The sequence below is a fragment of the Microbacterium sp. NPDC057658 genome (genome assembly GCF_042799975.1).
Lineage (GTDB): Bacteria > Actinomycetota > Actinomycetes > Actinomycetales > Microbacteriaceae > Microbacterium.
On record NZ_JBHVHT010000001.1, the window covers coordinates 2,393,532 to 2,418,782 of the forward strand.

Annotated in this window: 31 protein-coding genes and 1 tRNA gene; 6 read left to right on the top strand and 26 right to left on the bottom strand. The window is 69.1% G+C overall.

Going from position 1 to position 25,251, the window contains the following annotated elements; translation table 11 throughout:
- Positions 1–35: 35 nt before the first annotated feature.
- Positions 36–419: a YchJ family protein gene (locus tag ACFU8V_RS11480; protein ID WP_378871201.1), complete on the bottom strand. Its 384-nt coding sequence runs from the start codon at positions 417–419 to the stop codon at positions 36–38.
- 100 nt (positions 420–519) lie between these two features.
- Between ACFU8V_RS11480 and ACFU8V_RS11485 the strand changes: the two genes are divergently transcribed.
- On the top strand, positions 520–1,359 hold the full coding sequence (locus tag ACFU8V_RS11485) for an aldo/keto reductase (protein WP_378871204.1): 840 nt from the start codon (positions 520–522) through the stop codon (positions 1,357–1,359).
- A gap of 11 nt (positions 1,360–1,370) precedes the next feature.
- Here the strand turns inward: ACFU8V_RS11485 and ACFU8V_RS11490 are convergent, their stop codons facing one another.
- Positions 1,371–2,207, bottom strand: a complete 837-nt coding sequence (locus ACFU8V_RS11490; RefSeq protein WP_378871207.1) for a helix-turn-helix transcriptional regulator — start codon at positions 2,205–2,207, stop codon at positions 1,371–1,373.
- 100 nt (positions 2,208–2,307) lie between these two features.
- Between ACFU8V_RS11490 and ACFU8V_RS11495 the strand changes: the two genes are divergently transcribed.
- The gene (locus ACFU8V_RS11495; RefSeq protein ID WP_378871210.1) at positions 2,308–3,072 is read left to right on the top strand and encodes an SDR family oxidoreductase; all 765 of its coding nucleotides are present in this window, start codon (positions 2,308–2,310) and stop codon (positions 3,070–3,072) included.
- A 34-nt stretch (positions 3,073–3,106) separates the two neighbouring features.
- Here ACFU8V_RS11495 and ACFU8V_RS11500 read toward each other — a convergent pair whose 3' ends face one another.
- Together ACFU8V_RS11500 and ACFU8V_RS11505 are read right to left on the bottom strand one after the other, a co-directional pair.
- A complete protein-coding gene (locus ACFU8V_RS11500; RefSeq protein WP_378871213.1) occupies positions 3,107–4,060 on the bottom strand; it encodes an L-lactate dehydrogenase in 954 nt (317 codons plus the stop codon).
- Between the two features lie 64 nt (positions 4,061–4,124).
- Positions 4,125–5,012: a TIGR01777 family oxidoreductase gene (locus ACFU8V_RS11505; RefSeq protein WP_378871216.1), complete on the bottom strand. Its 888-nt coding sequence runs from the start codon at positions 5,010–5,012 to the stop codon at positions 4,125–4,127.
- A gap of 421 nt (positions 5,013–5,433) precedes the next feature.
- Between ACFU8V_RS11505 and ACFU8V_RS11510 the strand changes: the two genes are divergently transcribed.
- Both ACFU8V_RS11510 and ACFU8V_RS11515 read left to right on the top strand, forming a co-directional pair.
- A complete protein-coding gene (locus ACFU8V_RS11510; RefSeq protein WP_378871219.1) occupies positions 5,434–6,312 on the top strand; it encodes a tyrosine-type recombinase/integrase in 879 nt (292 codons plus the stop codon).
- A complete protein-coding gene (locus ACFU8V_RS11515) occupies positions 6,309–6,557 on the top strand; it encodes a hypothetical protein (protein ID WP_378871222.1) in 249 nt (82 codons plus the stop codon). Before ACFU8V_RS11510 ends, ACFU8V_RS11515 begins: the two co-directional genes overlap by 4 nt.
- Here the strand turns inward: ACFU8V_RS11515 and ACFU8V_RS11520 are convergent.
- The 21 genes from ACFU8V_RS11520 to ACFU8V_RS11620 form a co-directional block, all read right to left on the bottom strand.
- Positions 6,554–6,865 carry a hypothetical protein gene (locus ACFU8V_RS11520; RefSeq protein WP_378871225.1) on the bottom strand — a complete coding sequence of 104 codons (312 nt, stop codon included), beginning with the start codon at positions 6,863–6,865 and terminating at the stop codon, positions 6,554–6,556. The two genes, ACFU8V_RS11515 and ACFU8V_RS11520, sit on opposite strands and share 4 nt — an antisense overlap.
- Positions 6,862–7,173: a hypothetical protein gene (locus tag ACFU8V_RS11525; protein WP_378871228.1), complete on the bottom strand. Its 312-nt coding sequence runs from the start codon at positions 7,171–7,173 to the stop codon at positions 6,862–6,864. Before ACFU8V_RS11525 ends, ACFU8V_RS11520 begins: the two co-directional genes overlap by 4 nt.
- 8 nt (positions 7,174–7,181) lie before the next feature.
- On the bottom strand, positions 7,182–7,868 hold the full coding sequence (locus ACFU8V_RS11530) for a hypothetical protein (protein ID WP_378871231.1): 687 nt from the start codon (positions 7,866–7,868) through the stop codon (positions 7,182–7,184).
- Complete coding sequence (locus ACFU8V_RS11535; RefSeq protein WP_378871234.1) at positions 7,858–8,649, bottom strand: hypothetical protein; 792 nt, start codon at positions 8,647–8,649, stop codon at positions 7,858–7,860. The genes ACFU8V_RS11530 and ACFU8V_RS11535 overlap by 11 nt, the downstream gene beginning before the upstream one ends.
- 1 nt (position 8,650) lies before the next feature.
- Complete coding sequence (locus ACFU8V_RS11540) at positions 8,651–10,861, bottom strand: hypothetical protein (RefSeq protein ID WP_378871237.1); 2,211 nt, start codon at positions 10,859–10,861, stop codon at positions 8,651–8,653.
- Complete coding sequence (locus ACFU8V_RS11545; RefSeq protein ID WP_378871240.1) at positions 10,858–11,220, bottom strand: hypothetical protein; 363 nt, start codon at positions 11,218–11,220, stop codon at positions 10,858–10,860. Before ACFU8V_RS11545 ends, ACFU8V_RS11540 begins: the two co-directional genes overlap by 4 nt.
- Positions 11,217–12,488 carry a hypothetical protein gene (locus ACFU8V_RS11550; protein ID WP_378871243.1) on the bottom strand — a complete coding sequence of 424 codons (1,272 nt, stop codon included), beginning with the start codon at positions 12,486–12,488 and terminating at the stop codon, positions 11,217–11,219. The genes ACFU8V_RS11545 and ACFU8V_RS11550 overlap by 4 nt, the downstream gene beginning before the upstream one ends.
- Positions 12,485–12,964 carry a hypothetical protein gene (locus ACFU8V_RS11555; protein ID WP_378871246.1) on the bottom strand — a complete coding sequence of 160 codons (480 nt, stop codon included), beginning with the start codon at positions 12,962–12,964 and terminating at the stop codon, positions 12,485–12,487. Before ACFU8V_RS11555 ends, ACFU8V_RS11550 begins: the two co-directional genes overlap by 4 nt.
- 4 nt (positions 12,965–12,968) lie before the next feature.
- The gene (locus tag ACFU8V_RS11560; protein WP_378871249.1) at positions 12,969–13,388 is read right to left on the bottom strand and encodes a hypothetical protein; all 420 of its coding nucleotides are present in this window, start codon (positions 13,386–13,388) and stop codon (positions 12,969–12,971) included.
- Between the two features lie 6 nt (positions 13,389–13,394).
- Entirely contained in the window at positions 13,395–13,817 is a 423-nt protein-coding gene (locus ACFU8V_RS11565; protein ID WP_378871252.1) for a hypothetical protein, read from the bottom strand.
- Positions 13,807–14,229 carry a hypothetical protein gene (locus ACFU8V_RS11570; protein WP_378871255.1) on the bottom strand — a complete coding sequence of 141 codons (423 nt, stop codon included), beginning with the start codon at positions 14,227–14,229 and terminating at the stop codon, positions 13,807–13,809. The genes ACFU8V_RS11565 and ACFU8V_RS11570 overlap by 11 nt, the downstream gene beginning before the upstream one ends.
- Positions 14,230–14,248: 19 nt before the next feature.
- The gene (locus ACFU8V_RS11575; RefSeq protein WP_378871258.1) at positions 14,249–15,970 is read right to left on the bottom strand and encodes a hypothetical protein; all 1,722 of its coding nucleotides are present in this window, start codon (positions 15,968–15,970) and stop codon (positions 14,249–14,251) included.
- A gap of 3 nt (positions 15,971–15,973) precedes the next feature.
- The gene (locus ACFU8V_RS11580; protein ID WP_378871261.1) at positions 15,974–17,080 is read right to left on the bottom strand and encodes a hypothetical protein; all 1,107 of its coding nucleotides are present in this window, start codon (positions 17,078–17,080) and stop codon (positions 15,974–15,976) included.
- A gap of 37 nt (positions 17,081–17,117) precedes the next feature.
- Positions 17,118–17,312, bottom strand: coding sequence for a hypothetical protein (locus tag ACFU8V_RS11585; protein WP_217316396.1), 195 nt, complete (start codon positions 17,310–17,312; stop codon positions 17,118–17,120).
- Positions 17,309–18,937, bottom strand: coding sequence for a hypothetical protein (locus ACFU8V_RS11590; RefSeq protein ID WP_378871264.1), 1,629 nt, complete (start codon positions 18,935–18,937; stop codon positions 17,309–17,311). The genes ACFU8V_RS11585 and ACFU8V_RS11590 overlap by 4 nt, the downstream gene beginning before the upstream one ends.
- Positions 18,934–19,071, bottom strand: a complete 138-nt coding sequence (locus tag ACFU8V_RS11595) for a hypothetical protein (protein ID WP_378871267.1) — start codon at positions 19,069–19,071, stop codon at positions 18,934–18,936. The genes ACFU8V_RS11590 and ACFU8V_RS11595 overlap by 4 nt, the downstream gene beginning before the upstream one ends.
- Positions 19,072–19,150: 79 nt before the next feature.
- Entirely contained in the window at positions 19,151–19,468 is a 318-nt protein-coding gene (locus ACFU8V_RS11600; protein ID WP_378871270.1) for a hypothetical protein, read from the bottom strand.
- Positions 19,469–19,729: 261 nt separating this feature from the next.
- Entirely contained in the window at positions 19,730–21,025 is a 1,296-nt protein-coding gene (locus ACFU8V_RS11605; protein WP_378871273.1) for a phage/plasmid primase, P4 family, read from the bottom strand.
- A 233-nt stretch (positions 21,026–21,258) separates the two neighbouring features.
- Positions 21,259–21,516, bottom strand: a complete 258-nt coding sequence (locus tag ACFU8V_RS11610; protein ID WP_378871276.1) for a hypothetical protein — start codon at positions 21,514–21,516, stop codon at positions 21,259–21,261.
- The gene (locus tag ACFU8V_RS11615) at positions 21,513–21,740 is read right to left on the bottom strand and encodes a hypothetical protein (RefSeq protein WP_217316402.1); all 228 of its coding nucleotides are present in this window, start codon (positions 21,738–21,740) and stop codon (positions 21,513–21,515) included. Before ACFU8V_RS11615 ends, ACFU8V_RS11610 begins: the two co-directional genes overlap by 4 nt.
- The gene (locus tag ACFU8V_RS11620; RefSeq protein WP_217316403.1) at positions 21,730–21,933 is read right to left on the bottom strand and encodes a helix-turn-helix domain-containing protein; all 204 of its coding nucleotides are present in this window, start codon (positions 21,931–21,933) and stop codon (positions 21,730–21,732) included. Before ACFU8V_RS11620 ends, ACFU8V_RS11615 begins: the two co-directional genes overlap by 11 nt.
- A 170-nt stretch (positions 21,934–22,103) precedes the next feature.
- Between ACFU8V_RS11620 and ACFU8V_RS11625 the strand changes: the two genes are divergently transcribed.
- Entirely contained in the window at positions 22,104–22,316 is a 213-nt protein-coding gene (locus ACFU8V_RS11625) for a helix-turn-helix domain-containing protein (RefSeq protein ID WP_367997129.1), read from the top strand.
- Here ACFU8V_RS11625 and ACFU8V_RS11630 read toward each other — a convergent pair.
- Positions 22,276–22,348 (bottom strand) — tRNA-Val (locus ACFU8V_RS11630). The genes ACFU8V_RS11625 and ACFU8V_RS11630 overlap by 41 nt on opposite strands.
- A 153-nt stretch (positions 22,349–22,501) precedes the next feature.
- Between ACFU8V_RS11630 and aceE the strand changes: the two genes are divergently transcribed.
- On the top strand, positions 22,502–25,228 hold the full coding sequence (aceE, locus tag ACFU8V_RS11635; protein WP_025103614.1) for a pyruvate dehydrogenase (acetyl-transferring), homodimeric type: 2,727 nt from the start codon (positions 22,502–22,504) through the stop codon (positions 25,226–25,228).
- Positions 25,229–25,251 lie beyond the last annotated feature (23 nt).

Genomic DNA, 25,251 nt, shown 5'->3' on the forward strand with positions numbered 1-25,251 from the left:
TCTCAAATCTAGTCGCTGCCGGGCCGAGGGCCGCATCATCGGATGTCGCCGTCCACGTAGAACCACGTCCGGTCCTCACGGACGAAGCGGCTGCGCTCGTGCAGCGATCCGCGCGTGCTGCCCTGCCGCCAGAACGCCTCGAACTCGACCACGCCCTCCGTGTCGAAAGGGCCGCCCGCCACGCGGTCCACGATCAGCAGACGCCGCCACTCCAGGTCCGCCTCGAAGGTGATCGTCTCCGGTCGCGTCTCCGGGTGCCAGGTGCGGAGCAGGTACGCCCCGTCCTCACGAAAGAACGCGGTGTACCGGGAGCGCATCAGCCGCTCGGCGGTCGGGGCAGGAGCGCCGCCGAGGAGGGGGCCGCAGCACGCGGCGACGGTGTCCCCCGAAGCGCAGGGGCAGCGGAAGGACGCCGTCATGGGAGCGCGACGATCAGGGTCATACCTGCCAGCATTGCGCGGAGGGCCGTGCGGCGCCAACTCGCCCTACGCTGGAGGCACGCCAACGCCAGGAGCACCGATGACCACTGTCCCCACCTTCCGCGCCCACAACGGCTTCGCCCTGCCGGCACTCGGCCTCGGCACGTATCGGCTGAACGGCGACGCCGGAGCGGATGCCGTCGCCCAGGCCCTCCGTGGCGGCTACCGCCTCGTGGACTCGGCGTTCAACTACGAGAACGAGGGCTCCGTCGGGCGCGGCGTCGCGGCCTCCGGCGTCCCCCGCTCCGAGGTCATCGTGACGACGAAGCTCCCCGGGCGGCACCATGCCCGCGCGACGGCGACCGCCAGCATCGAGGAGAGCCGCTCCCGCCTCGGCCTCGACGCGACCGATCTGCACCTCATCCACTGGCCGAACCCGAGCCAGGACGAGTACATCGAGGCGTGGGAGGCGCTCGTGGACGCCCAGTCGCGGGGCGTGGTCCGCCAGATCGGCGTCTCGAACTTCCTCCCCGAGCATCTCGAGCGCATCGAACGGGAGACCGGGGTCCGGCCGGTCGTGAACCAGATCGAGGTGCACCCGTACTTCCCGCAGGAGGAGCAGCTGGCCTACCACCGGGAGCACGGCATCCTCACCGAGGCCTGGAGCCCGCTGGGGCGTGCGCAGGCCCTCCTCGACGAGGACGTCGTCCGCGAGGTGGCCGCCGCTCACGACATCACGCCCGCGCAGACCGTCCTCGCCTGGCACGTGGCCAGGGAGACGGTCGCGATCCCGAAGGCGTCGTCCGCGGAGCACCAGGCCGCGAACCTCGCCGCCGCCGCCGTCGTGCTCGACGACGCGGAGGTCGCCGCGATCACCGCACTCGGACGCGCGGACGGGCGCCTGTTCGACGGCGATCCCGCGGTGCACGAGGAGTCCTGAGCGGGGAGGGCTCAGACGCTCTGCGTACCGAGCACGCGCAGGAACTCCAGCTTCCCGGCCGCCTCGCTCCCCGGCTGCGCCGTCAGGACGATGAGCGCCTGCGACTCGTCCTCGGTGAACAGCGCCTGGCAGTCCACCTCGATCTCCCCGAGCTCCGGATGCACGATCACCTTGTGCTGCTCGAAGCGACGGGCGACCTCGTGGGCCGCCCAGAGCCGCACGAACTCGGGACTCCGTTCCGACAGATCCGCCACGATCTCCCCCGCCCGCGACCGCGCGCCCATGGTGCCGTACGCCGCGCGCAACGCCGCCACCAGCGCCCGTGACTGCCGGGGGTGATCGACCTCCCGGTACCGACGCCGTTCCTCCTCCGGTCGCGCGAACCAGCGATGGATGCCGCTCCGGTCGAACCCGGTCAGACCGCTCGCGTCTCCGATCAGCGCCCGGGAGGCGTCGTTCTGCACCAGCACCTCGTCGAGAGCCGAGACCACGAACGCCGGGGTGTCGTGCAGACGGTCGAGCACGCGGAGGATGCCGCGACGGACGTAGTCGGTGATCACCGCGCGATCGGGAGCGCTGAGCCCGCTGAGCCGGTAGAGGTAGTCGCGCTCGTCCGAGGACAGCCGCAGCGCACGGGCGAGGGCGGCGAGGATCTGCGCGCTCGGCTGCGGGCCGCGACGCTGCTCGAGACGCGTGTAGTAGTCCGTCGACATGGTCGCCAGCTGCGCGACCTCCTCCCGGCGCAGCCCGGCCGTCCGCCGACGAGTTCCCTCGGGCAGACCCACGTCGGCGGGACGGAGCGCCTCCCGACGGCGCAGGAGGAAGTCGGCCAGGGCATCGCGATCCATCCGTGCAGTATCCCCCGGACACGGGACGGGATCCAGGGACCGCCGGTCCCCCGATCAGCCGTCTCTGGAACGGCGCAGGCGCAGCGCCGAGGCTGGGGCCATGGACATCACCGGAAACACCATCTTCATCCCTGGCGCGACGAGCGGGATCGGCCTGGCGCTGGCCCTCCAGCTGAAGGAGCGTGGCAACACCGTGATCGTCGGGGGACGCCGAGAGGACCGGCTGGCCGCGATCGCTGCCGCGCATCCCGAACTCCGCACGATCCGCATCGATACGGCCGACCCGGCGAGCATCGACGAGGCCGCGGCCGCGGTGCTCGCCGCGCATCCGACGCTGAACGTGCTGGTCACGATGGCCGGCATCATGCGGGCGGAGGACTGGACCACGCCGGCCGGCTTCCTGTCCACCGCCGAGGAGACCGTCACGACGAACATCCTCGGCCCGATCCGCCTCATCGCGGCCTTCATCGAGCATCTGCAGGCCCAGCCCTCGGCGACCATCATGACCGTCTCCTCCGGTCTCGCCTTCGCACCCCTGAAGGTCACGCCCACGTACAACGCGAGCAAGGCGGCGATCCACATGTTCAGCGAGTCGCTGCGGCTGCAGCTCGCCGGCACGACCGTCGCGGTGCAGGAGCTCGAGCCCCCGGCGGTGCGCACGGACCTCATGCCCGGGCATGCGGAGAACGAGGCCGCACTGCCCCTCGACGCGTTCATCGACGAGGTCATGACGCTCATCGAGACCCAGCCCGACGCGACCGAGATCCAGGTCGAGCGGGTGAAGTTCCTCCGCTACGGCGAGGCACGGGGCGACTACGACGAGGTCGTCGCGGTGCTCAACCGCACCGATCCGCACGGCCGGTGAGCCCCGGTGGGGCGGACCGCCGCCCCACCCGCCGTCACTCCTGCAGGGATGCGGCGACCGCGGTGAGTGCGTCGGCCGACTGCCGCAGCAGCTCGAGTTCCCGCTCCGAGAACGCCGTCGTGCGGATCGGGACGGCCCCGGCGGCGCTGACGATCGACGGCACGGACAGGGCGACGCCGTCGATCCCGTGGAAGTCGCGGAGAACCGTGCTCACGGGCATCACCGCATGCTCGTCCCGGAGGATCGCCTCCACGATGCGCGCGCTGGAGAGCCCGATCGCGTAGTTCGTGGCGCCCTTCCCCTGGATCACCTTGTAGGCGGCGTCCCGGACGTCGACGGCGATCTCGTCCAGCTCCTCCAGAGTGAAGCGCGGGTGCCCCGGGGTCTCCCAGTCGAGGATCGGGACCGTGCCGATCGTCGCCCGCGACCAGAGCGGGAACTCGGTGTCGCCGTGCTCTCCGATGATGTGGGCGTGCACGCTGGCCGTGGACACGCCCGCCCGCTCCCCCAGCTTCCAGCGCAGCCGAGACGTGTCGAGCACGGTGCCCGACGCGAAGATGCGCTCCGGCGGCAGTCCTGTCTCCTGCTGCGCGATGACGGTGAGCACATCGCACGGGTTCGTGACGATGACGTAGACCGCGTTCGGCGCGACCGACAGCAGCTCCGGCATCATGCGCCGGATGATGCCGGCGTTCACCCCGGCGAGCTCGGTGCGTGTCTGCCCCGGATTCTGCTTCGCTCCCGCCGTGATGACCACAACGTGGGAGCCGGCCGCCACCGAGATGTCGCTGCCGCCGATGATGTCGCTGCTGCCGGTGAACTGCGTGCCGTGCGCGAGGTCGAGCACCTCCGCCTCGACCTTCTCCGTCGCGATGTCGTACAGGGCGACGTGGCGGGCTGATCCCCGGATCAGAGCCGCATAGGCCACGCTCGATCCGACGCTTCCGGCGCCGACGACGGTGAGCTTCGAGTTCTCGATGATCTCCATGCGCCCATCCTGACAGCGCGGTCGCCGTCATGGCAGGGGCCTCGCCGGGAGAATCGCGTCGGCGTCAGACCGCCGCGGCCACCGCATCCGCAGCGGTGCGATGGGTGAAGCGGAAGCCGGACTGCTGCAGCGCCTCAGGCCGCACGTCCGCATCCGGGAGCAGCAAGGACTCGGCCGCATCGCGGAGGGCGAGGCGCAGGGCCCACCGGGGAGCGGGCACCCAGAACGGCCGGTGCATCCGCTGCGCGAGCGCGCGTCCGATGTCGTTCGCCGAGGCCCTCGTGGGTCCGGTGAGGTTGACGGGCCCCACGAGCTTCTCATCGAGGACATGCCGGATGCCGCGCACCTCGTCGTCCAGGGAGATCCACGGCCAGATCTGCGTACCCGGCCCCAGCGGGCCGGCGAGGCCGAGCTTCGTCAGCGTGATCATGGGTCGGAGCACACCCCGGCGGTGGATCACCGGTGCCGTCCGCAGCAGGGCGACCCGCGTGTGGTCCTCCGCTCGTCGCGCGGCCGTCTCCCAGCGCACGGTGAGGTCGGCGAGGAAGGTGCTCCCGGGGCCGGAGTGCTCGGTGAGCACCTCGCCGGGCGCCGATCCGTAGAAGCCCACGGCGGAGGCGGAGAGGAAGGCCGGCGCGTCGGTGCGCAGAGCGCGCAGGGCCGTGGTCAGGGTGTTCGTCGCGTCGAGCCGCGACTCGACGAGCTGACGGCGATATCCTCGCGTCCACGGGAGCCGGCCGACGCTCGCGCCTCCGAGGCCGACGACGGCCTCCGCTCCCGCGAGCGCATCCGGGTCGAGCGCGGTGTCCCCCGGCGACCATTCGATCTCGCCCTCCGCCTGTGGAGGACGCCGCACGAGGGTGCTCACCTCGATGCCGTCCGCCCGCAGGGAGGCGGCGAGGGCGGAACCGATGAGGCCTGAGGCCCCGCTGATGACGATGCGTCGCGCCATTGCCGCTCCCCGCTGCAATCGATACGGGTGGGCCCTGCCGGGATCGAACCGACGACATCCACGGTGGAGTCCCCACGCTTGGCACCCATCGTAAACCTCTTCGCAGCGAGGGCTGCATCGTGAGCGTCCACGCGAGATGCACTGAGCGTTGCCAGCGAATTGCGGGCCTGGTCGAGGCTCACGAGCGCGTGCGGGCGAGGCTCCGGGCCAAGAGGCTGGCCAAGTTGCGCGGCAAGCGCCCCCGGGTCCACACGGTCCCACGAGTGCTGCGTACACCGTAGCGGCCACCGGCTCCCGTAAACGACGCGCTCAGTGAATCGCCGTGATTCCTGGGCGCGTCGGTCGTCGCGCGCGTTTCGAGACGCTCCGTACGGTCATCTCACAGGCTCTGGAGGGGGCCTTCCAACCCGAGGAGAGACACATGCACTTCCAGGACATCACCGCTCTTGAGATGTTCATCGACTACCAGCGCGCGCAGAACCTCGCCGCGACGACGATCCGCAACCGTAGGAGCATCCTGACCACCTTCGCACGGCGGACCGGGACGCTCGTCGACTGTGACGTGTTCACCCTGCGCCGGTACATCGGCCGCGACGACGCCGTGAGCGCCGGCACCCGGCGCACCGAGCGCGGCGCGCTGATCGCGTTCTACACGTTCCTGCAGGACGAGGGCCTGCGCGCCGACAACCCCGCGGCGAAGTTGCCCGTGGTGCGCGTGCCGAAGGGTCAGCCGCGGCCGTTCACGCCCGAGCAGATCGACGCGATGCTGACCTCGGGCGCGTACGCGAAGACGCGCGCGATGATCCTCCTGGGGTACTACCAGGGCTTCCGCGTCTCGTCCATCGCCCGCGTGCACGGCCACGACATCGACCTCGACGGCCGGACCATCGCGACGCTCGTCAAGGGCGGCAAGGAGCGCCGCCTCCCGCTGCACGACGTCATCGCCGACCTCGCGCTCACGATGCCCCGTGACGGGTACTGGTTCCCCGCGCGCGGCGGGCAGGCCGGCCATATCCGGGCATCGTCGGTGACCGACCTCATCACGAAGGCGAAGGTGCGCGCCGGAATCACCGACCCGAAGCTCACGCCGCACTCGCTCCGCCACGCCTTCGGGACCGACCTCGTGGAGCAGGGCGTCGACATTCGCGTCGTCCAAGAGCTACTCGTGCATGAGCACCTGTCGACGACGCAGATATACACCGCGGTCAGCGAGCGCCGGAAGCAGGACGGCATCCGCACGCTCGCGCCGCGCGAGGTGCCCGCACGGTCCGGGAGGGGTGCCGCTAAGATCGCGGCATGACGAAGCAAACCCGCATCATCGTGATCGTCGGCTCGGCCGTGGCCGCACTCCTCATCGCCGCGATCATCGTGGGCGTCGTCATCCTGAACACGCTCCGCGCGCAAGCCGAGAATGAGGCCTACCAGGAGTGCATGGCCCGCCACGGTTACGCCGCGGACGCGCCCGCGCCCGCCGTCGCCGACGAGGACCAGGAGGAGTATCTCCAGGACATCGTGGCGGCGGCGGAGGCGTGCTCGCGCGACTAGCGGCCAGCGCCGGGGCGGTAGACGACGCCGACACCGCCGCCGACGATGCCCATGACTCCCGTCAGGACTCCGCCAGTGGCGAGCACCTGCGGGGCGAGGTCCGGGAACCAGACGCCCGCGACGCCCGAGACGAGCGCCGAGGCCGCCGCGACGCCGAGGGTGGTCCAGTACACCGCGTCGCGGACGCGCGCGGGCACGGCGGGCCGGTAGTCGACCTCCGGCGTTTCGGCGTCCGCGGCGAAGACGGTGGGGTCAGCGAGGTCGGCGATGAGCTTGGCGCGATGCGAGCGCCGCGAGGTGGTAGTCATAGTGTTGGGCCTTTCGTGTCGATGCGGTCGATGCGTGCGGAGAGGTGTCGATGGTCTTGGCGGATACCGCGGATCTCTTCGCGGATACCGCCGATGTCGCGTCGGAGCTCCCGGAACCAGCCGGCGGTTTCGGCGTGGCGTCCGTCGTTCTCCTCGCGGAGGTTCGTGGTGTGGTCGTTCTCGAGCTGCTCCCTCGCGACGGTCGTGTCGCGTCGGACCTTTCCGATGCGGACAGCGATCACGCCGACGAGTGCGACCGTGACAGCTTGGACGCACCCGACGATCGCGATGAGAACGGGGTCGCTCATTCGCCGTTCTACTTCGCGGTCTCGATGTCGTCGAGCGCGGTCGACGTCATCGTGATGTGGGGCAGCTTCTCGCCCGCGGCGGCGTGCGCGGCCTTGATCGCGTCCCAGGTACTCTTGGGGCGCAAGTGCCGCTTGGCGAGGTTGCCGGTGCGGGAGTCCCGAAAGATCATGAAGACGCGACCCTTCTGGGGCTTGGTCCCGTCGGACTGGGTCGCGTAAAACGTGGTGAGCATGTCGTCGTCCTCGTCTGTGAATGGGATGGGTGCGGGGGTGGGTATCGCGCTCCCGCCGGCCGGGGCGGGCGCGCTGATGGGCTGGTCGAAGATGTGATCGGTCCAGCCGAGGTACGGCCGTCCGACCAGGGCGGCACGCTCAGCGATGGTGCAGGTGCCGACGACGCCGTAGCGGGGCTGGTCGGTGGCGACGACGCGCCCACCGCCGAGGCTGATGACGACATCGCCCGCGTCGGAACTGGGCTTCGCGCCGAACCACACCGGCATACCGGCGGGCGGGTTAGCGTCGTAGTGCTTCCCCTCGGTGCGGTGCCAGGCGTCGAGGGCGTCGTAGGCGGAGCGGCTAGTCGCGGCTCCCTGCGCCTTGTACGCCTGCCACACGTAGTAGAGGCACGCGCCGTGATGCTGCAGCGGCCCTTGAGCGAGCAGCCACCGGGCGGCGGCGGTTCCGTCAACGGCCATCGCGGGCCTCCAGTGCGTCGAGGCGCTGCGCGAGCAGGTCCACCGCGTGGTGGAGCTGCGCGTTCTGCGCGATGAGGAGCGCGATGAAGTCGATGGACTCCGGCACCTGCTCGCCGTCGAACTCGCTATAGACGACGAACGGCTCCTGATCGACGTTCTCCGCCAGGCGCTCGGCGATGTAGCCGTACTTCCACGTTCCGTCGCCCTGCCGCATCTGGTAGCGGACGAGCTGCGGCCAGAGGTCGCCGAGCGCGTCCGGGTCGATGTCGCTGATGTACTTCTTGTACCGCTCGGACGACGCGCCCCGAGACAGCCGACCGTCACCGTTGATGTAGGCCACGGAGTAGGCCTGTGTCGCCGGGGCGGCGGCGGGCACGATCAGGTGCGCGCCGTCGATGCCGAGGTTCCCGGTCATCGTGTCGCCGGTCTTCGCGACGCGGCTGCTGAGGTCCGGTGTCGGGATCGCGGCGACCTTCGCGTCGACGTACTGCTTGTTGGCGGCGTGGAGGGGCGCGGTGGGGTCGTTCGTGGCGAGCTTGCCGGTGGAGTTGTAGCGCGGGATCTTGTTCGCGCCGTCGCTCGGATCGGTGTAGGTGTCGGCCTTCGCGACGGTCACCGCGCCATTGGCGATCTGCGCGGTTCCGAAGACGCGCGTCGCCACCATGTCGCGCGTCTTGTTGACCGCAAGGTGGCCCTGGTTGACCTTCTCGGTTCCGTCGAGGACGGGCAGGCCCGCCGCGGCCGCGGCGGTCCCCTCGGTCCCCGTGTAGCTCTCGGGCATGTCAGGATGCTCCAATCCAGGTTTCGGTGCTCGGTACGTCGATCCAGCGCTGCGTGCTCGGGCGGAGCACCCACGCGCCGGCAGGGGTGTCGGTGGTGCGGGAGGTCGCGGTCACGGTGTCCTCGGAGAGGTCGAACCGGATGCTCCCCGCGATGCCCGTCTGAATCGGGGTGCCCTCCAGGAGCACGCTGATCGTCTGGTCGGGGCGTTCGGTCCACGTCGGGATAGCGGAGACCGTGACGGTGCGCCCACGGCCCTGCGCGCGGCGGACGACGTTCTCGGCACGCCCCGGCCCGGGATACGGGGTGTTGGTCACCTCGACCCGGAGAACCTTCGTCGGGTTGGCGGTGAGCGCGAAGGCATCCAGGCGGCGCTGCGCGATCCCGTCCTTGTCCGTCCAGGTGTACTCGTACACGGCCGCGTCGAACCAGTCCTCGCCGTCTCGGGAGAGCTGCTCGTCAGCGGTCTCGATGTTCACGCCGTGGCGGTAGACCTGATCCCCGACCGCCCGGTAGTTCGCGGGGCGGAGGCTCCACCCGCGGCGCTCGTCGCACACGAGGCGGAGCCCGCTCGCGAGGAGCAGGGGGTGCAGGAACTCCATACCGGACACTCCGGCGCGCCACACAAGCGACTCCGGGTCTCGCTCGACGTTCGGCGTGCGGGTCGAGGTGGACGTATAGGGCGCGTCCTCGTAAGCGAACGTGTAGCCGCCGCCGTTGGTGGTCGACCCGTCGAAGAACGGCACAAGCTCCGCGCCCTCGTGGAGCATCATCGCGGAGACGTAGTGATTCTGGTTGGCGGCGTTCACGGTCGTGTTGACGTAGACGCTGACCGTCGTCGCGTTCGGCGGCACGCGCCGCGACCGGCTGATCCGCGTGGGCGCGTCCGTCGTGGTGGACGTGTTCACCGGGTCGGAGTAGGAGTCGAGGATCGTCGCGCCGCTCTGATCCTTGAACCGGAGCATGATGCGCGCCGGCCGCGACGTGCTCGCCGATGCCAGGTAGACACTCGCCGTGATGATCCGTCCCGGCGTCACGCGGACGTCCTGTGCGGGCGTGTTCAGAAAGGCGTTTCCGGCGCCGGTGGCGGTGTACCGGATCGTGGGGAGGCCGAAGATCGTGGGCGAGACGAACCGTGCGACACCGGTCGCGCCGGACCCGGCGACCCACCCGGCGGCGTCCACCCGGGCGGCCGGGTTCACTGCCAGGTTGGTAAGCGGCCAATACGCCGTCACGTCGGCATCGTCGGCCCCGGGCGTGAGCACGCGGTCCCGGTACGGGCCGACCACGGACGCCTGCTCCGTCACAAAGCCGGTCGCGTCGAGCCGAGCACCGACGGGCACGGTGCCGGTCACCCGGAAGATCGGAACCACACGCACCGCGAACGGCAGGCGGGCGACAGTGAGGCTGACCCGCGACCACACACCGGACGGCGCCGCCGCGCTCACGTCCGACGTGCCGAGGAGCACGCCCGCGGCGTCGTACTGCTGCACATACACGCGACCGAGCGGCGTCCCGATGGAAGAGGGCCGCACCCACGCCGAAATCGTGATCGCCGTCCCGAGCGGTTCGGCGAGGATGTTGTTCGCCGCGGTCCCTCGAATGTCGAGATAGGTGCTCGCGGCCGTCGCCTCAGCGCGTAGGAACGTGTCGAGGCCAACCCCGCCGACGTTCATACCTGGGGTGCTCGCCGGCGCCAGGGACGGGGTGCCTGCGGCGGACTGGCTCGCGCTCCACGGCCCCGCGCTCGTGCCTCGCGGGCTCTGAGCACGGTTCGGGGCGATGCCGCTCACGCGCCCGAGAACGTACTCACACACGGCCCGGAGCGAGGACTCGAACCCGCGGGGCCCGTTGTCGTCGACGAGCTGCGCGTAGTCCATGAGCAGCGCCTCGTCCGACGCGAGACGCAACGTCACCTTGCCCTGAGCACGGTCGGGAGTCGCCTCCCGGATGCCGAGGTTGAAAGTGCGCGAGACGGTCCCGCCCGGAAGCTTGCCGGTCACGTCGATCACGACCCGTCGACCGTCGCGCGGGTCGAGCCGGTCCAGGAGCATCGGGTCCTCCACCGCGACGGTGAGGCTTCCCTCGACGTGCGGGATACCCGACGAGTCGAGTCCGATCCACCCCTGCTGGTCCTCGTCCAGCGACAGGGCGACGTCGCCGCCGGCGTCGAGGACGCGGGCGGTGTAGATGTGCTCGGAGAGAGTCGTCATACCGACACCTCCTGGAAGGGCACGTCGAGGAGCCACACCGAACGGGTCTCATCGTCGAGGCGGGGCTCGAGCTCTCCCTCCGGTACGACGAACTTCATCCCGATTTCGGGGTTGTCGGAGTCATCGAAGGTGAACACCTGGCCGACGACGAGCACATCCACGGCCGCCCACGCTGCGGCCCGCGATGCGAACACGAGGGGAAGCGTGCCCGCCCGGAGCCCGGCGGGCCGGAAGGTGATGTCGGGGTCGCGGCGTCCGAGGATGGTGTGGACGCGGGTGCGGGTCTTGATGCGTGCCGCGTAGCCGTCTTGGACGGTGGGAGTGATAACGCCCGACGAGTGCGTGATGGTCGTGCTCATCGGTCCCACCCCATGTTCTGCGCGAACTGCTGGTTGAGGCGCGCGGTGATCGTCATCGTGCGCGGCCGCGTGAGGGCTTCCAGGTCGACGCGCACCTGGTTGAGCCCGTTCACGCGGGCGTTGATTTCCGCGTCGGGGACGTTGCGGGCGGCGTCGCCGACGCGCTGGATGTTCTCGGTCGCGGTCTGCGTGTGGGCGTTGACCGAGAGCTCCTTCTGATCCGGGAGCACGAAGATCGCGTTGCCGAGGGCGTCGACCTCGCCCGTGGCGGTGCCTACCGTCTTGGCGTACTCGTAGAGCGCTCGCTCGTTCAGGCGCGCGGCGTCGGTGCCGCTCATGTAGCCTTCCTCGGTCGCCTTGAGCACGGCCTCGAGTTCCCGGACACGCCCCGACGTGACCGCGGTGGTCATGCCGTTACTCGCGAAAGCTGCGGTGAGTCGGTCGAGCTTGTCGCCGCCCGAGGCCAGCGCGTCGATGACGTCCACCTGGTCCCACCCGGAGACCGTCACGAGGTCCAGGATCTGCTTGTGCTTCTCCGTCTCGCTGGTCCATTCGCGCAGTCGTTCCGTGTAGCCCGCGGCGTCGAGAGAGCCCGCGACGTCGTACGCGAGCTTGAACGCCGAGTCGCGCGCCTCGTCGGCGGCCTCCTGAACCTCGTTGAAGTGGTTCACCATGACGCCGGCCGCGGCGGCGACGGCGAGGCCCGCGGCCGCACCTGCCGGCCCGAAGTCGGCGAACGCGTTCGCGGCGACCTCTTGACCGAGTTCCGCGATGGACTCGAAGGACCCATCGAAGCTCGCCGCCGTCTCACGAGCGGACTGCATCGCCTCATCCTTGAGCCCCTTCACGCCCTCCTCAGCCTTCGCGAAACCGCGCGCTCCGGCGTCGCCGATGTCATCGAACGTGCGATCGGACTGCCGCTTCATGTCCTTGAGAGCGTCCTCGATCCCGTCGAGCGAGCGTTCCCCATCTCGGCCAACGTCCTTGAGCTCGTCGCCGACGCCCTCGACGGCGCGCTCCGCCTGCTTCGCGGAGAGCCCCATCGAGCGGAGGGCGTCCTTGATGTCGTCGTCCGACTTGCCCGCTTTGCGGGACGCTTCGACGAGCTTGGACGCGAAGGAGTCGACGGGGCGGCTGGAGCGGCCTGCCTCCTCGCCGACGCCCTCGACGGCGGCTTCCAGGTCGGAGAGGGCCTTCTGCCCGTCCTTCGCGCCCTTCGCGACGCCGGAGGCGTTCAAGCCGATATCGATCTCGAATCGCTTGCTCATGCTCCTGTGGCTTTCTCGATGGTCTCGGCGACCGTCCGGTAAGCGGTCTGTGCGTAGAGGGACCAGGCCCGCGGGATGAACTCGCGGAGCGCTGGGTAGACGACTCGACCGGCCTTGACGTAGTGCCAGAACTGCCGTTGCGTGCGGCGGGTGACCGAGCCGCGGCGGGTCTGGTAGGTGGCGTAGTCCTCGCGGTAGGCGCCGAACTCGGTCTCGCGGGGGAACTTGCCGTTCGCCCCGGCGATGAGCTTGGCGCCGCGGTCGGAGACGTACACGGTGGCGGGAGCCACGAGGCGCTTGTGAAAGATCGCCTCGCCGGGAGCTTTCTCGGCAAGGACTTTCTTCCACTCGGGGACGATGACGCGCTTGGTCTGCGCGCGGGCCTCCTTCGCAACCTCGCGCGGGATGGTGGCCATGACCTGGACGAGCGCCGTCAGCGTCGGGCTGCGCCGCACGTCGAGCTGCATGGCCACCACCGGCTTAGGCGCCGGTACCCGCGGGCACCGGGCGGGGACGACCCTGGACGCCGTGGGACACGGACGAAGTGGCTACCGTGTTCACCTGCCCACCGATCGAGCCCGGGGCGATGAAGACATCGACCTCCCAGCCGAGACCGCCACGCTTCGGCTCGAACAGGAGTGTGACCATCTCACCCTCGTGCTCGTAGAGGAACATGGAGAGCGAGTCCGCCGTCTCCCAGTCCTGCGCGTAGTCGAGCTGCGTCGCCCACGTCGTCGAGGTCGGGAAGTTGTAGGCGGCGTCGGGGCTCAGCCCGTTGAACGTCACCATGCCGGTGGTCGGCGTGATCGTGACGCCCGAGATTGCCTTCTCGAAGTCGTAGGTGGCGGCGCGGACGAGACAGTCGCGGAGGACGATGGGGGAAACATCGATCTGAGGCATGAGGGTTTACTCCTGAGTGGGGCCGGCCGGAGCCGGCGGGTCGGTGGCGGGGTTGGTCGTGACGACGGTGATGCTCAGCCGCCACCCGAAGTAGGCGTCCCAGAACACCGTCTTGCGGGCGCTGATGCTGTAGAAGCTGTGCGAGGAGAGGGCGGCCTCGTACACCTCGGCGACGGACTCGTCGGCGTCCGCTTCGCCTTTGCGCACGTCGGTGCGGTTCGTCGCGATACAGACGTCCACGGTGGCGGCGATCTTCGCGAGGGGCGCTTCCGGGAGAGGCTCGAACGCGGTGTACTCCAGCCACATGAGCGGTCGAGCGAGCGAGTGCATCTGACTGGGGATGCCGGGGTCGGTCTTCCAGTCGGTGGGCACCAGCGGCTTGAGGACGCCGAACACGTACTCACGGACGGTGGGGGTCTCATCGGACACGAGGGCCTCCGTGCACCGGGCGGATGATCTGCTTGATGGTCTTGTCGAGCGGCCGCGGCGTGAACGTGAACTGCTCCATCCCGGCGTCCCCGCCGCCGGACACGCGCCCGGCGTTCCAAAGGTTGGTGGCCTGCTGGAGCTGCGCGTACACGTAGTTGATCGGCGGGTCGGTCGGGTCGGCGTCGAGCAGCACAAGCACGTCGGCGAGGCGCTCGGCGAGGCCGAACTGGACGAGTGCCAGCTCGACCGCACCCGCGAGCGTGCCGGTCTCGGGAGCGTAGGCGAGGACCTGGACGCGGGCGGTCTCCAGGAGGAATCCGCACACTTCGAGGTTCTCGATGGGGGCATCCGGCCACGCGTCGACGAGACGCTGCTGTGCCTCGTCGCCCGTGGCGGTGTACCACTCAGCCATGCCTACGCTCCCGTCCGGTTCAGGCGTCAGCGACGCCGATGTGGACGACCGCCTCGGGGCGGACGATGAGACGCTGCAGGTAGCCGTGGATCGCCTTGTCGATGCCACCGCGGGCGAGGTCGATCGCGTCGATGTGGAGCGGGCCGTTGGAGAGCTCGTCGAAGTCGACCGCGTTCTTGGTGCCGACGATGACGGACGGGGTGTCCTCGATGCCGGTGTCGCCGACCACGATGCGCAGACCGTCCGCGGTGATGCCCTCGTCGGTGTTGGCACCGAAGTTCACGAACTCGGGCACGAGGTCCTTCGGCGTGTAGAGGATCTCCTCGTATGCCGCCTCGTTGGCGATGGCGAACGTCGGGACGTCGCGGCGGCCGTCGGCCTTCTTGCGCCGCACGGCGAGCACGCCCTGGATGAGCTGGCCCATAGCTCCGGCGTAGTCGTGGCCGTCGACGCCGGGGTAGACCTGGGGGGCGATGGGCGCGCCCGCGACCTGGACCCAGGTGTCGAGTGCGATCTCGTCGGACCAGACGAGGTGGTCCTCGACGATGAGGCGGAGGAACGCCTCGACGACCTCCGCTCCACCGGGCAGGTCGAAGAACTCGCGGGCGATGTCGACGCCGAACGCGAACCGGAACAGCTCCGAAGCGGCCGACTCGGTGAATCCGGTCCCGGACTTGATGGGCTGCTTGTTGCCCGCCCAGGTGCCGTCGAAGTGCTCGACTCGCGCACCGGCGGTGCCCCGCTCCAGGGTGTAGCCCTTCTTGCCGGCGGCGGTGATGTTCGTGCCGAGGTTGCCGAGGGTGATGTACTGCCGCTCGTACGGGATGCCCTGGTAGAGCGGGCCGAGCCAGTTCGGCTGGAGCACTTCGCCACCGGCGGGCAGGGAGCCCGCGCCGCTGATGGTGATGTCCGAGAGAGCGGCGAGGACCGCGGCGGCTTCGGCGGGCGCTTCGCCGCCGAGCTTGAAGGCGTCCTTCGCTGCCGCGAAGGCGGCGAACACGGGCTGGAGGTTCGCCGGCCGCGGCGTCGTGGTGGCGGCCGGGGCACCGTTGCGGTGCGTGGCGGGGATGGCGGTTGCGGACACTTCGTTCTCCTGTTCGGTTTCGACCTCGGCATCCGCTTCGGTCTGTTCCTCGGTGATGGTGGTGGTGATGGTGGTCTCGGTGCCGTTCTCGGTGGCCTCCTCCGTGGTCACGGAGTCGTACACACGGCGGTAGGTGCGACCGTCCTCGTCGGTGTAGATGACCTCGGAATGGTCTTCGGCGACGGTGGCCTCCTCGCCGGTCTCCAGCTCGACGGTCTCGTCGTCGATCTCGGCGTCCGCCGCGAGGACCTGAGCGGACGGGAACGCACCGCGTGCGACCTTGGCGGCGGCGGCGAGCACACCGCCCGTGGCGCGGCCGTTCTTGATGCCGGTCTTGAACTCGGCAGACAGGCACCGCCGGGTGGTGTCGGCGAGGGCGGCGTCCCCGGCGGCCGTGCGGCCGATTGCGAACGTGGCCATGATGCCGGCGGTGGTCTCCCACAGGCGCGTCGCGCGTCCGATGGGACGGAAGCGGTCGTGGTCCTCGTTGATGGACACGACCGAGGGGTCCTCGGGGATCGCGATGTCGCCGGCCATGACCGTGAATCGGCCGACGTTGGTGCGGCCCTCCTCGCCGTAGGGCAGGAGCAGGCCGGTCAGGGTGCGCTCGTCGAGGTTGGCGAGGACCTCGCCACCTTCGATCTGGATGTCGGGCATGGGTCAGTCCTCACTCGTGGGGTTCGTGTTCAGGGCGGGGATCGCGTTCTGCGCTGTCAGGTCGCCGCGGATGGACAGGCCCTCGTCGCACACGTCGTCGAGCGACATCCGCGCCTCGAAGGCGAGCATCATGCCGCGAGCCAGACCGAAGTCCCACAGGTCGGAGCGAGCCCCGCCGTTCGCGACGCCCTGGTAGCGCATCTCGGTGCCGCCTCCGCCGCCTCCCTGCCGGACCGCCTCCAGGATCGATGCGGGAAGCGCGGTGTGGTTCGCGATGTCGAGGCGGGCGGCGTTGCGCCCCGTCTCGTACAGGTCGACCTGCACCTGACCGGGCATCCCGACCTTCACGTAAGACGGGTGCACAGCGGTCGCATGCTTGGTACGGTTCCGGATCCACTGGTCGAGGAACTCATCGATCTCGGGGTCGTCCCACTGGTCGTACACGGCGCCGTCGACTTCGAGGGTCGTCAGCGGGATCGGGTTCTCCAGGCGCTGCTGGTAAACGGCCTCGACGTTGCGGGCCTGCCGGATGGTGTCCGCTCCATCGACCAGCAGACCGTTCTCTCCGTAGCCGAGGGGAATGGCGATGATCTTGGCGGTGTACTCGGCGGGCACGCGCTCGTCGGTGACCTCGATGATGCCGTGCTCGTTGATCTTCCACAGGCCGAACGGGATGTGCAGGCAGTCGGTCATGTCCTCGGTGAAGCCGAACGCGGCCCACCCGTTGAAGAACCAGTCCGACGCGGCGCCGTACATGCGGTGGTACGGGGCGACACCGGACTGCGAGTTCGTCAGCCACTCGGGCTGGTCGTCGGTACGGGCGTCGTTGTCCATCTGGAAGAACGGGATGGACGCGAGCTGCCGACAGATGATGCCGTGCGCGCGCTTCACGCCGGGGAGGCGGAGCGCAATCTCGCGGGTGAGCGGAAGGACGCTGCGGTCGAGGAGCCCGCCCAGGGCGTCGTCGACAGCCCAGGTAACGATGCTGTCCTGCGGCGACCACGGCGAGACGATCGACACCGGAGGCTTCGCGGGAGGCGTGAGCAGCTCGGTCGCGGCGCGCTTGGCGTAGACCTGCTCGATGTTCCGTCCGAAGATTGAGAATCCCACGTGATGAACGATCAGGCGGGTATCCCACAGCCGAAAATCAGACGGCGTGTCGGAGCTTACGGCGCAGCTCCGACAGCGCGTCCTGCGCCTGCGTGTCCCCGGGGTGAGCACGCTTCTCGTGAGCCGCGGCGCGCTCCCACGCCTCGAGCTTCGAGAACGCGAACGCATGCCAGACACCGCATGTCTCGCAGACGATCACGATGCTGATCTGCGTGCAGTCGAGACGAATCATCGGGTGCCTCCGAATCGGAACATGTCGCGCGGGCTCTTGGTATGGGGCACCTCGTCGAGGAACCGGAGCGCGAGCGCCGCCGCCTCGATAGGCGAGGTGTCCAGCTCCGGGTCGGAGTCCGGCGGGCCGAACCGGAACGTGCCGTAGTTGCCGAACTTCTGCCGCTTCACCGCCCGCGCCGCGCGCTCCAGAGCGGGGTGGTAGTAGATCACGAGGTCGTCGTCCTCCAGAGCTTTGAGCATCCCCACCGTGGACTTCGGGATGTCGGCCTGCCGGGTGCCCTCCATCACCGGCCGAGGGCTCGCCTTCGCCAGCGCCCCGGCCACCTGCTCGGTGTAGCCGAAGGCGTCGTACCAGAGCTTCGCGCCCGTGCGACGCAGACGGAGCAACACCTCGCGCTCCAGGTTCGTCGTGCCCTGCTGGTGCCACCACAGCGCGACCGCGCGCTTCCGCCGCGGCTCCTCCTCGCCCGCGATCTCCAGCGCCTCCGTCACCAGGTCACCCGGCTCGTGGTAGTCCCATGCGATAGCGAGCGACCCGCCCAGGCCGAGGTGGTGGACCTTCAGCGCGGCGGCGAACCGCTCGGGGAGCGCCTCGGGGAACGGGAGCTTGCGGAGCGCACGGTCGAGCTGCGCCGGTGGGATCGCGACGTCGGCCGCGCCCTCGGTCCCGAACTGGCCTCCGTACTCGATGAGGAAGTCGTCGAGCGGCCAGCGGTCGAACGACCGGCGCACTGCCTCGACGGGCGTGGTGAATCCGACGCCGGGGTGATGGAGCTCGATGAACTCCCGCATCCGGCCGCCCGTCGCTCCCGTCTTCGGGTGCGGCTGGTCCGGCTCCCACGACCCGAGCTGTGCACGGTCGACAGTCTCCGGGATGCCGTGCCACGCGACCGCCGCATCCTCATCGTGCAGCGCCTCCCACAGCAGGTTCCCGGTCCGCCACTTCTGCCCGGTCCCGGCGAGCACGAACTGGGCGCCGATCTTCGTGTCCATCGTCGGGATGACCGCGCGCGTCACGTCCTCGCCCTGCTCGATGTCGGCCTCCGCCGCCTCGTCGCCGAACGCCATGTCGAAACCGCCCGAACGGAAGCCCTCACCGTTCGGCGTGTACACGTTCAGGTAGGAGCCGGTCGCGGTGAAGTGCAGGTGCTCGGTGCCCTTGCCGACGTTGATCTGGACCGGGCTGTCGCGCCGCGACGGATACAGCCGATCGAGGTGCGACACGATGTCCTTTCGGAACCGCTCCCCCGCCTTCGCCCCGGTCGTGAACATCGTCCACCCCACCTGGTAGTCCTCGCGGTGCCAGCACCGACCGAGCATGACCGCCTGCACCCCCGTCGTCTTCGTGGACCGGCGCGGCTCGAAGATCGCGTTCATGAAGCGGCCGGCGGCGAGGAGGTCCGCCACCATGAGCTGCATCGGCGACGGCCCCTTCCCGCCGTCGCCCGCGCGCTGCCGCTCGTCCAGGCGGAGGAGCCGCGCCCCCGTGATGAATTCCCCGCGCGACTGCTCCGTCGTCACGAGGTCGTCGAGCCGGATCGCGCCGAGGTGCTCGATCTTCGACCGCCACTCCAGCCAGTTCGCTTCGGACCGCAGGTCGGCCAGGGTCGGCGTCGCGCTCATCGCCCGTCCACTTCGAACACGAGCTTGCCGTTGAGCGGCGTAGCCTTCCGGATCGCCTCGAACATATGCGGCACGAACTCGGGGGGAACGCACGCCTTGATCGTGATGGTGACAGTGACGTGGTCGTCGTTCATGAGGTTCTCCAGTTCAGGGGGGGATTTTGCTCTTGGAGCCGAAGGCGGGGGTTGCACGACGACTCAAAAAAAGACGGGCTCACCAGGGCGCGAGGCCTTCGCGAGACGTGGACCGGCGCGGCACCGGCATAGGTCGAGCGGCACGGCCGTTGGTGATCGCGGCACCACGCCGCCCGCCGTCCGAGCGGTTGCACGTCACGCACTCGGGCGCGAGGTTCGACCTCGCGTGTCCCCCGTCCGGGTCGAGGTGCCCCACGTCGAACGGGCGACCCGGCGCGAGCAGCTCGCCCCGTCGCCAGCAGTGGACGTCCTCGCCTCGCCGCCAGGCGGCGCGCACCTGGGAACGCACGATGCGGGCGTTCGCGAGGTACTCGGGGTCGCGGTGCTTGCTGGTCATGTGGTCCTCCCGGTCCAGGTGGTCCAGGCAGTTCGCCTATCTCTTCCTCTTCTCTCCTATGTGTGATGGGTTGGAGAGAGGGTGGACCGCCTGGACCAACCCGCGCCCCCACTGGCATCGCGCCTGGACCAGCGCCTGGACCGCGCCTGGACCCGGGGCTGGACCACCCGCATTCCATCGGCCGAAGGTCTCTAGATGAGGGGCGCGGGGAGCGGGCGCGGGTGGACCGCCCCGCTGCCTGGACCGCCTGCCTGGACCGCATCAGTCGACCGTCGAGAGGGTCACGGCGATGCCCTCGTAATGCCAGGTGCGCGAGGAACCGACGCGGGGGCGGGTGCGGGTGATGCCCATCTGCTTGAGTCGGAGCCCGAAGGGGCCCGACGCGAGCGGTGAGTAGCCGTTGCGGCGGCACCACCCGGAGTACTTGCGGTACACGTCGGCGGTGGGGCTCATGTGCTCAGGGCCGAGGAACACCGCCTCGTCCTCGTCGAGCCACAGCATGAGCGGGTCGGCGGCGTCGTGGAGGCGGGTGGTGGCTTCCTGAGCGGCTTGGGGCGGTGCGAACTTGCCGCGCTGCATGAGGCGGCGAAGGCCCTCCATTGCGTAGCGGAAGATGCCGGGGGCGTCGTCGAAGAGGAGCTGCTCGTCGAAGGGCCCGGAGCCGTCCACCTTCTGCACGAAGTCGATGACCTCCCAGCGTCGGCGCCAGCCGATGGAGTTGTCGGAGGTGCGGAAGAACTCGTTAGACGCGAAGATCGGGACCGCGTAGGGCACGAACTCGAAGGAGTGGCCGAACTTGCGGGATGCGCTGATCGAGTCGCCGCCGGTGATCTCCTTAAGGATCTGGGGGTCGGACAGGAACCGACTGGAGAGGTCGCCGCTGATGTTCGCGGTCTTGCCGTACAGGCCTGAGGTGGCGAAGCGGTCGTCGACGAGCTGGTGCATGCTGATGCTGGAGTAGTTCGCGCGGCCGAGGAGGTAGCGGATGACTCGGAGCATGGTGCCCTTGCCGTTGCCGCCCTCGCCGTACAGCAGGAAGATTTTCTGCAGCGGGTTGCCGGTCATGAGCAGGTAGCCGAGGACCTCCCACATGTGTCGGTGGAGCTCCGGGTCTTCGCCGAGCACCTGCTGGAGCCATTCGAGGAAGGTGTGAGGGATCGCGATGGGGTCATATGCGATCGGGAGCTTGGTCAGCGCTCCGAGGAGTTCGTTGTGCTCGGTGAGCCGGTCCTCTTGCCACCAGTAGATGCCGTTCTCCAGCACGATGTAGTCGAGGTAGCCGCGCGGAAGGTCGGGGAGGCCGACCTCGGGAAGGTCGATGTTGAGCAGGTGCGCTTGGACCTGCCCTAGCACGGTGGTCGAGAACTTGGCGCCGAGGGCCTTCGCGACACGCTTGGTGACGACGTTCTCATCGCGGATGTAGACGCCGTCGCGGTACTCGTACAGGTCGCCTTCGACACCGCGGCCGAGCCGTGTGGGCTCAGCCGCGATGTAGTCAGCGAGGAGGGTGGCGTCAAACTTGCCCGTTTCGGCGTCCAGGAACGATGGGGCGCTCATCCGTCACCTCCTCGGCAATCCTCACGAGGCATCTCGCGCACCGGATGCCGGCGACGACGACCATGCGTCCGCCTCGGACCTCGACCACGCGCACGCGCTCGGGCGAGTGAAGCCCGAACAGGCATCCGAGGCTCACCGGTCGCCTCGGGCTTCGGAGTGGTCATGGACCCAGCAGCCGAGGCGATAGGCGAGGTATGCCCCGGCGATGATGAGCAGGTAGACCCCGTTGACGATCACGACTCGTCCTCCGCTTCGTCGGAGAGGCGAAGGGCGAGCTGCCCCAGGAGCATGCGTGCGTCCTGGAGCTGCACCTGGACGGCCTCGTGGTCGATACCGAGGGTGTTCGGCTTCTCGGGCAGGTAGCCGAGGTAGAACTCGACCTTGCGAATGTTCTCCAGGCATGCGCGCAGGTCACCCCACATCGAGACGATGCGGTGTGTCGGCCGGAGCTTCATGATGCTCACCGCTGCCGCTTCCACGTCGCGGGTCACTTCGTCGTCCTCACGCCGTCCGGCCATAGCCATGCTCCGTTCTCGTCGAGCCCTTGGCTCGCGCGGTGGTAGAACTCCGCGAGTTCTTCGGGGGTGTAGTTCGCTTTCGCGTACCAGTGGTCGCGGTCGACCGTGACCGCGTGTAGCTCGTCGAGCAGGCGCTCCCGCTCGCCGATGAGCCAGAGGTACGCCTCGTGGGATACGTGCGGTCGCTCATGCGGCATCCCAGGGCCCCTGTGCGAGTCGCGCCTCGATGGACGCCTCCAGGTACCGGCGGTGGCTACCCTCGCCACCCGGGCGGATCGCGACGATGACGCCCTTGTCAGCGAGGCGGGAGAGGGTGCGGGGATCGACGCCGAGAGCAGCCGCCGCGACGCCGGGAGTGACCCATCTGTCCTGAGTAGGCTGATTCGTCATACCGGTGAGAGTACAGGACAAAACGGACTAATCAAGCACTTCGGTCAATTCACTTGCCGATGTGTCCGAAATGTCCATATGATGTCGACATGGAGACACAGCAGCAGAATCGAGTCCAGGCCGTCAAGCGTCAGATGGACGCCGAGGTCGGCCGCCGCGTCCACATGCTCATGTGGGACCAGCAGCTCACGCAGACCGCCTTCGGCGCGCGGGTCGGAATCGACCAGAGCGCATTGGCCAAGAAGCTGCGCGGACAGCGCGGCTGGAGCCTCGACGAGGTGGCCACCGTCGCCGCCGAGCTGGGCGTGAGCGTGTCCTACCTGTTCGGTGAGGGTGAGGGTGTGGGCCCTGCCGGGATCGAACCGACGACATCCACGGTGTAAACGTGGCGCTCTACCAGCTGAGCTAAAGGCCCTGGTGCGCTCAGTCTATCCGGGCGCGGATGCGCACCCGTGTCGTGGAAGAGGGATAGGCTGAGGTCGGCGCGCGTTGTGCACGGCCGACAAGGCTGCCCGTGTCGCTTCCCGTTTCCTTGGCATGACCTGCCAGCTTGACGAAAGGTTCCCCCGTGACCGTCCACGACCAGGATCCGTACTCTCAGGGCCCCCTCGACAGCGATCCGGAAGAGACCGGTGAGTGGCAGCAGTCGCTCGACGAGCTGGTGGACGCCAAGGGCCACGGCCGCGGGCGCGAGATCATGCTCAGCCTGCTCAAGCGCTCCAAGGAACTGCACCTGAACGTGCCGATGGTTCCGACCACCGACTACATCAACACCATCGCCCCGGAGAACGAGCCCGAGTTCCCCGGCGACGAGGAGATCGAGCGCCGCTACCGCGCCTGGATCCGCTGGAACGCCGCCATCACGGTGCACCGCGCCCAGCGCCCCGGCATCGGCGTCGGCGGTCACATCTCCACCTACGCGTCCTCCGCGGCGCTGTACGAGGTGGGCTTCAACCACTTCTTCAAGGGAGCGGACCACCCCGGTGGCGCCGACCAGATCTTCATCCAGGGCCACGCCTCCCCCGGCACCTACGCCCGCTCCTTCCTCGAGGGTCGCCTCACCGAGGACCAGCTCGACGGCTTCCGCCAGGAGAAGTCGCACGCGCCGAACGGCATCCCGTCGTACCCGCACCCGCGCCTGATGCCGGAGTACTGGCAGTTCCCGACCGTGTCGATGGGTCTCGGCCCGATCAACGCGATCTACCAGGCGATGTCGAACAAGTACCTCGAGAACCGCGGCATCAAGGACACCTCGCAGTCGCACGTCTGGGCCTTCCTCGGCGACGGCGAGATGGACGAGGTCGAGAGCCGCGGCCAGCTCCAGGTCGCCGCCAACGAGGGCCTCGACAACCTCACCTTCGTCGTCAACTGCAACCTGCAGCGTCTCGACGGCCCGGTGCGCGGCAACGGCAAGATCGTCCAGGAGCTCGAGTCGTTCTTCCGCGGCGCGGGCTGGAACGTCATCAAGGTGATCTGGGGCCGCGAGTGGGACGACCTGCTCGCCCGCGACACCGAGGGCGCACTGCTCAACCTCATGAACGTCACCCCCGACGGCGACTACCAGACGTACAAGGCGGAGTCCGGCGCGTACATCCGCGAGCACTTCTTCGGCCGCGACGAGCGCGCCGCCGCGCTGGTCAAGGACTACTCCGACGACGACATCTGGAACCTCAAGCGCGGTGGCCACGACTACCGCAAGGTCTACGCCGCTTTCAAGGCCGCGACCGAGCACAAGGGCAAGCCGACGGTCATCCTCGCGAAGACCGTCAAGGGCTACGGGCTGGGCCCGCAGTTCGAGGGCCGCAACGCGACCCACCAGATGAAGAAGATGACGCTGGACAACCTCAAGACGTTCCGCGACGCGATGCACATCCCGATCACGGACGCGCAGCTCGAGGAGAACCCGTACCTGCCCCCGTACTACAACCCGGGACCGCAGGACGAGACGATCCAGTACATGCTCGAGCGCCGCAAGGCCCTCGGCGGGTTCCTCCCGGAGCGCCGCTCGACGCACGTCGGCCTGTCCCTTCCCGAGGAGAACGCCTACGCGCTCCCCAAGAAGGGCTCCGGCACGCAGGAGATCGCCACGACCATGGCGTTCGTCCGTCTGCTGAAGGACCTGCTGCGCTCGAAGGAGTTCGGCCACCGCATCGTGCCGATCATCCCCGACGAGGCGCGCACGTTCGGCATGGACGCGTACTTCCCGACCGCGAAGATCTACAACCCCAACGGCCAGCACTACACCTCGGTCGACCGGGAGCTGCTGCTCGCCTACAAGGAGAGCCCGCAGGGACAGATCGTCCACGTCGGCATCAACGAGGCGGGCGCTCTCGCGGCGTTCACCGCCGCGGGCACGTCGTACGCGACGCACGGCGAGCCGCTGATCCCGATCTACATCTTCTACTCGATGTTCGGCTTCCAGCGCACCGGCGACGCCCAGTGGGCCGCCGGCGACCAGATGGCCCGCGGCTTCATCATCGGCGCCACCGCCGGGCGCACCACCCTCACGGGTGAGGGCCTGCAGCACGCCGACGGCCACTCGCACCTGCTCGCCTCGACCAACCCGGCGACGGTCTCCTACGATCCCGCGTACGGCTACGAGATCGCGCACATCATGCGTTCCGGTCTCGAGCGGATGTACGGCGGGCAGCACGAAGACCCGAACGTCATGTACTACCTCACGGTGTACAACGAGCCGATGGTCCAGCCCGCGGAGCCGGCCGACGTGGATGTGGACGGCATCGTCCGCGGCATCCACCGCGTCTCCGTCGGCGAGGGCGACGGCCCCCGCGCCCAGCTCTTCGCCTCCGGCGTCGGCCTGCCGTGGGCGCTCGAGGCCCAGGAGCTGCTGAAGAAGGACTGGGGTGTCGTCGCCGACGTGTGGTCGGTCACCTCGTGGACCGAGCTGCGCCGCGACGGCCTCGCCGCCGACGAGCACAACTTCCTCCACCCGGACCAGGAGCCGCGCACCGCGTACCTCACGCAGAAGCTCCAGGGCGCCGAGGGTCCCGTCGTCGCGGTCAGCGACTTCATGCACGCCGTGCAGGACCAGATCCGCCCGTGGGTCCCGAACCGCTTCGCCACGCTCGGCGCCGACGGCTTCGGCTTCTCGGACACCCGTGCCGCGGCCCGCCGCTTCTTCAAGATCGACGGACCGTCGATCGTCGTGCGCACGCTGCAGGCGCTGGCCGAGGAGGGCAAGGTCGACCGCGGCCTCTCCGCCCAGGCCATCGAGAAGTACCGCCTGCACGACGTGAACGCCGGCACGAGCGGCAACGCAGGCGGCGAAAGCTGAGCCCTCGGTGACAGCTGCCTCCG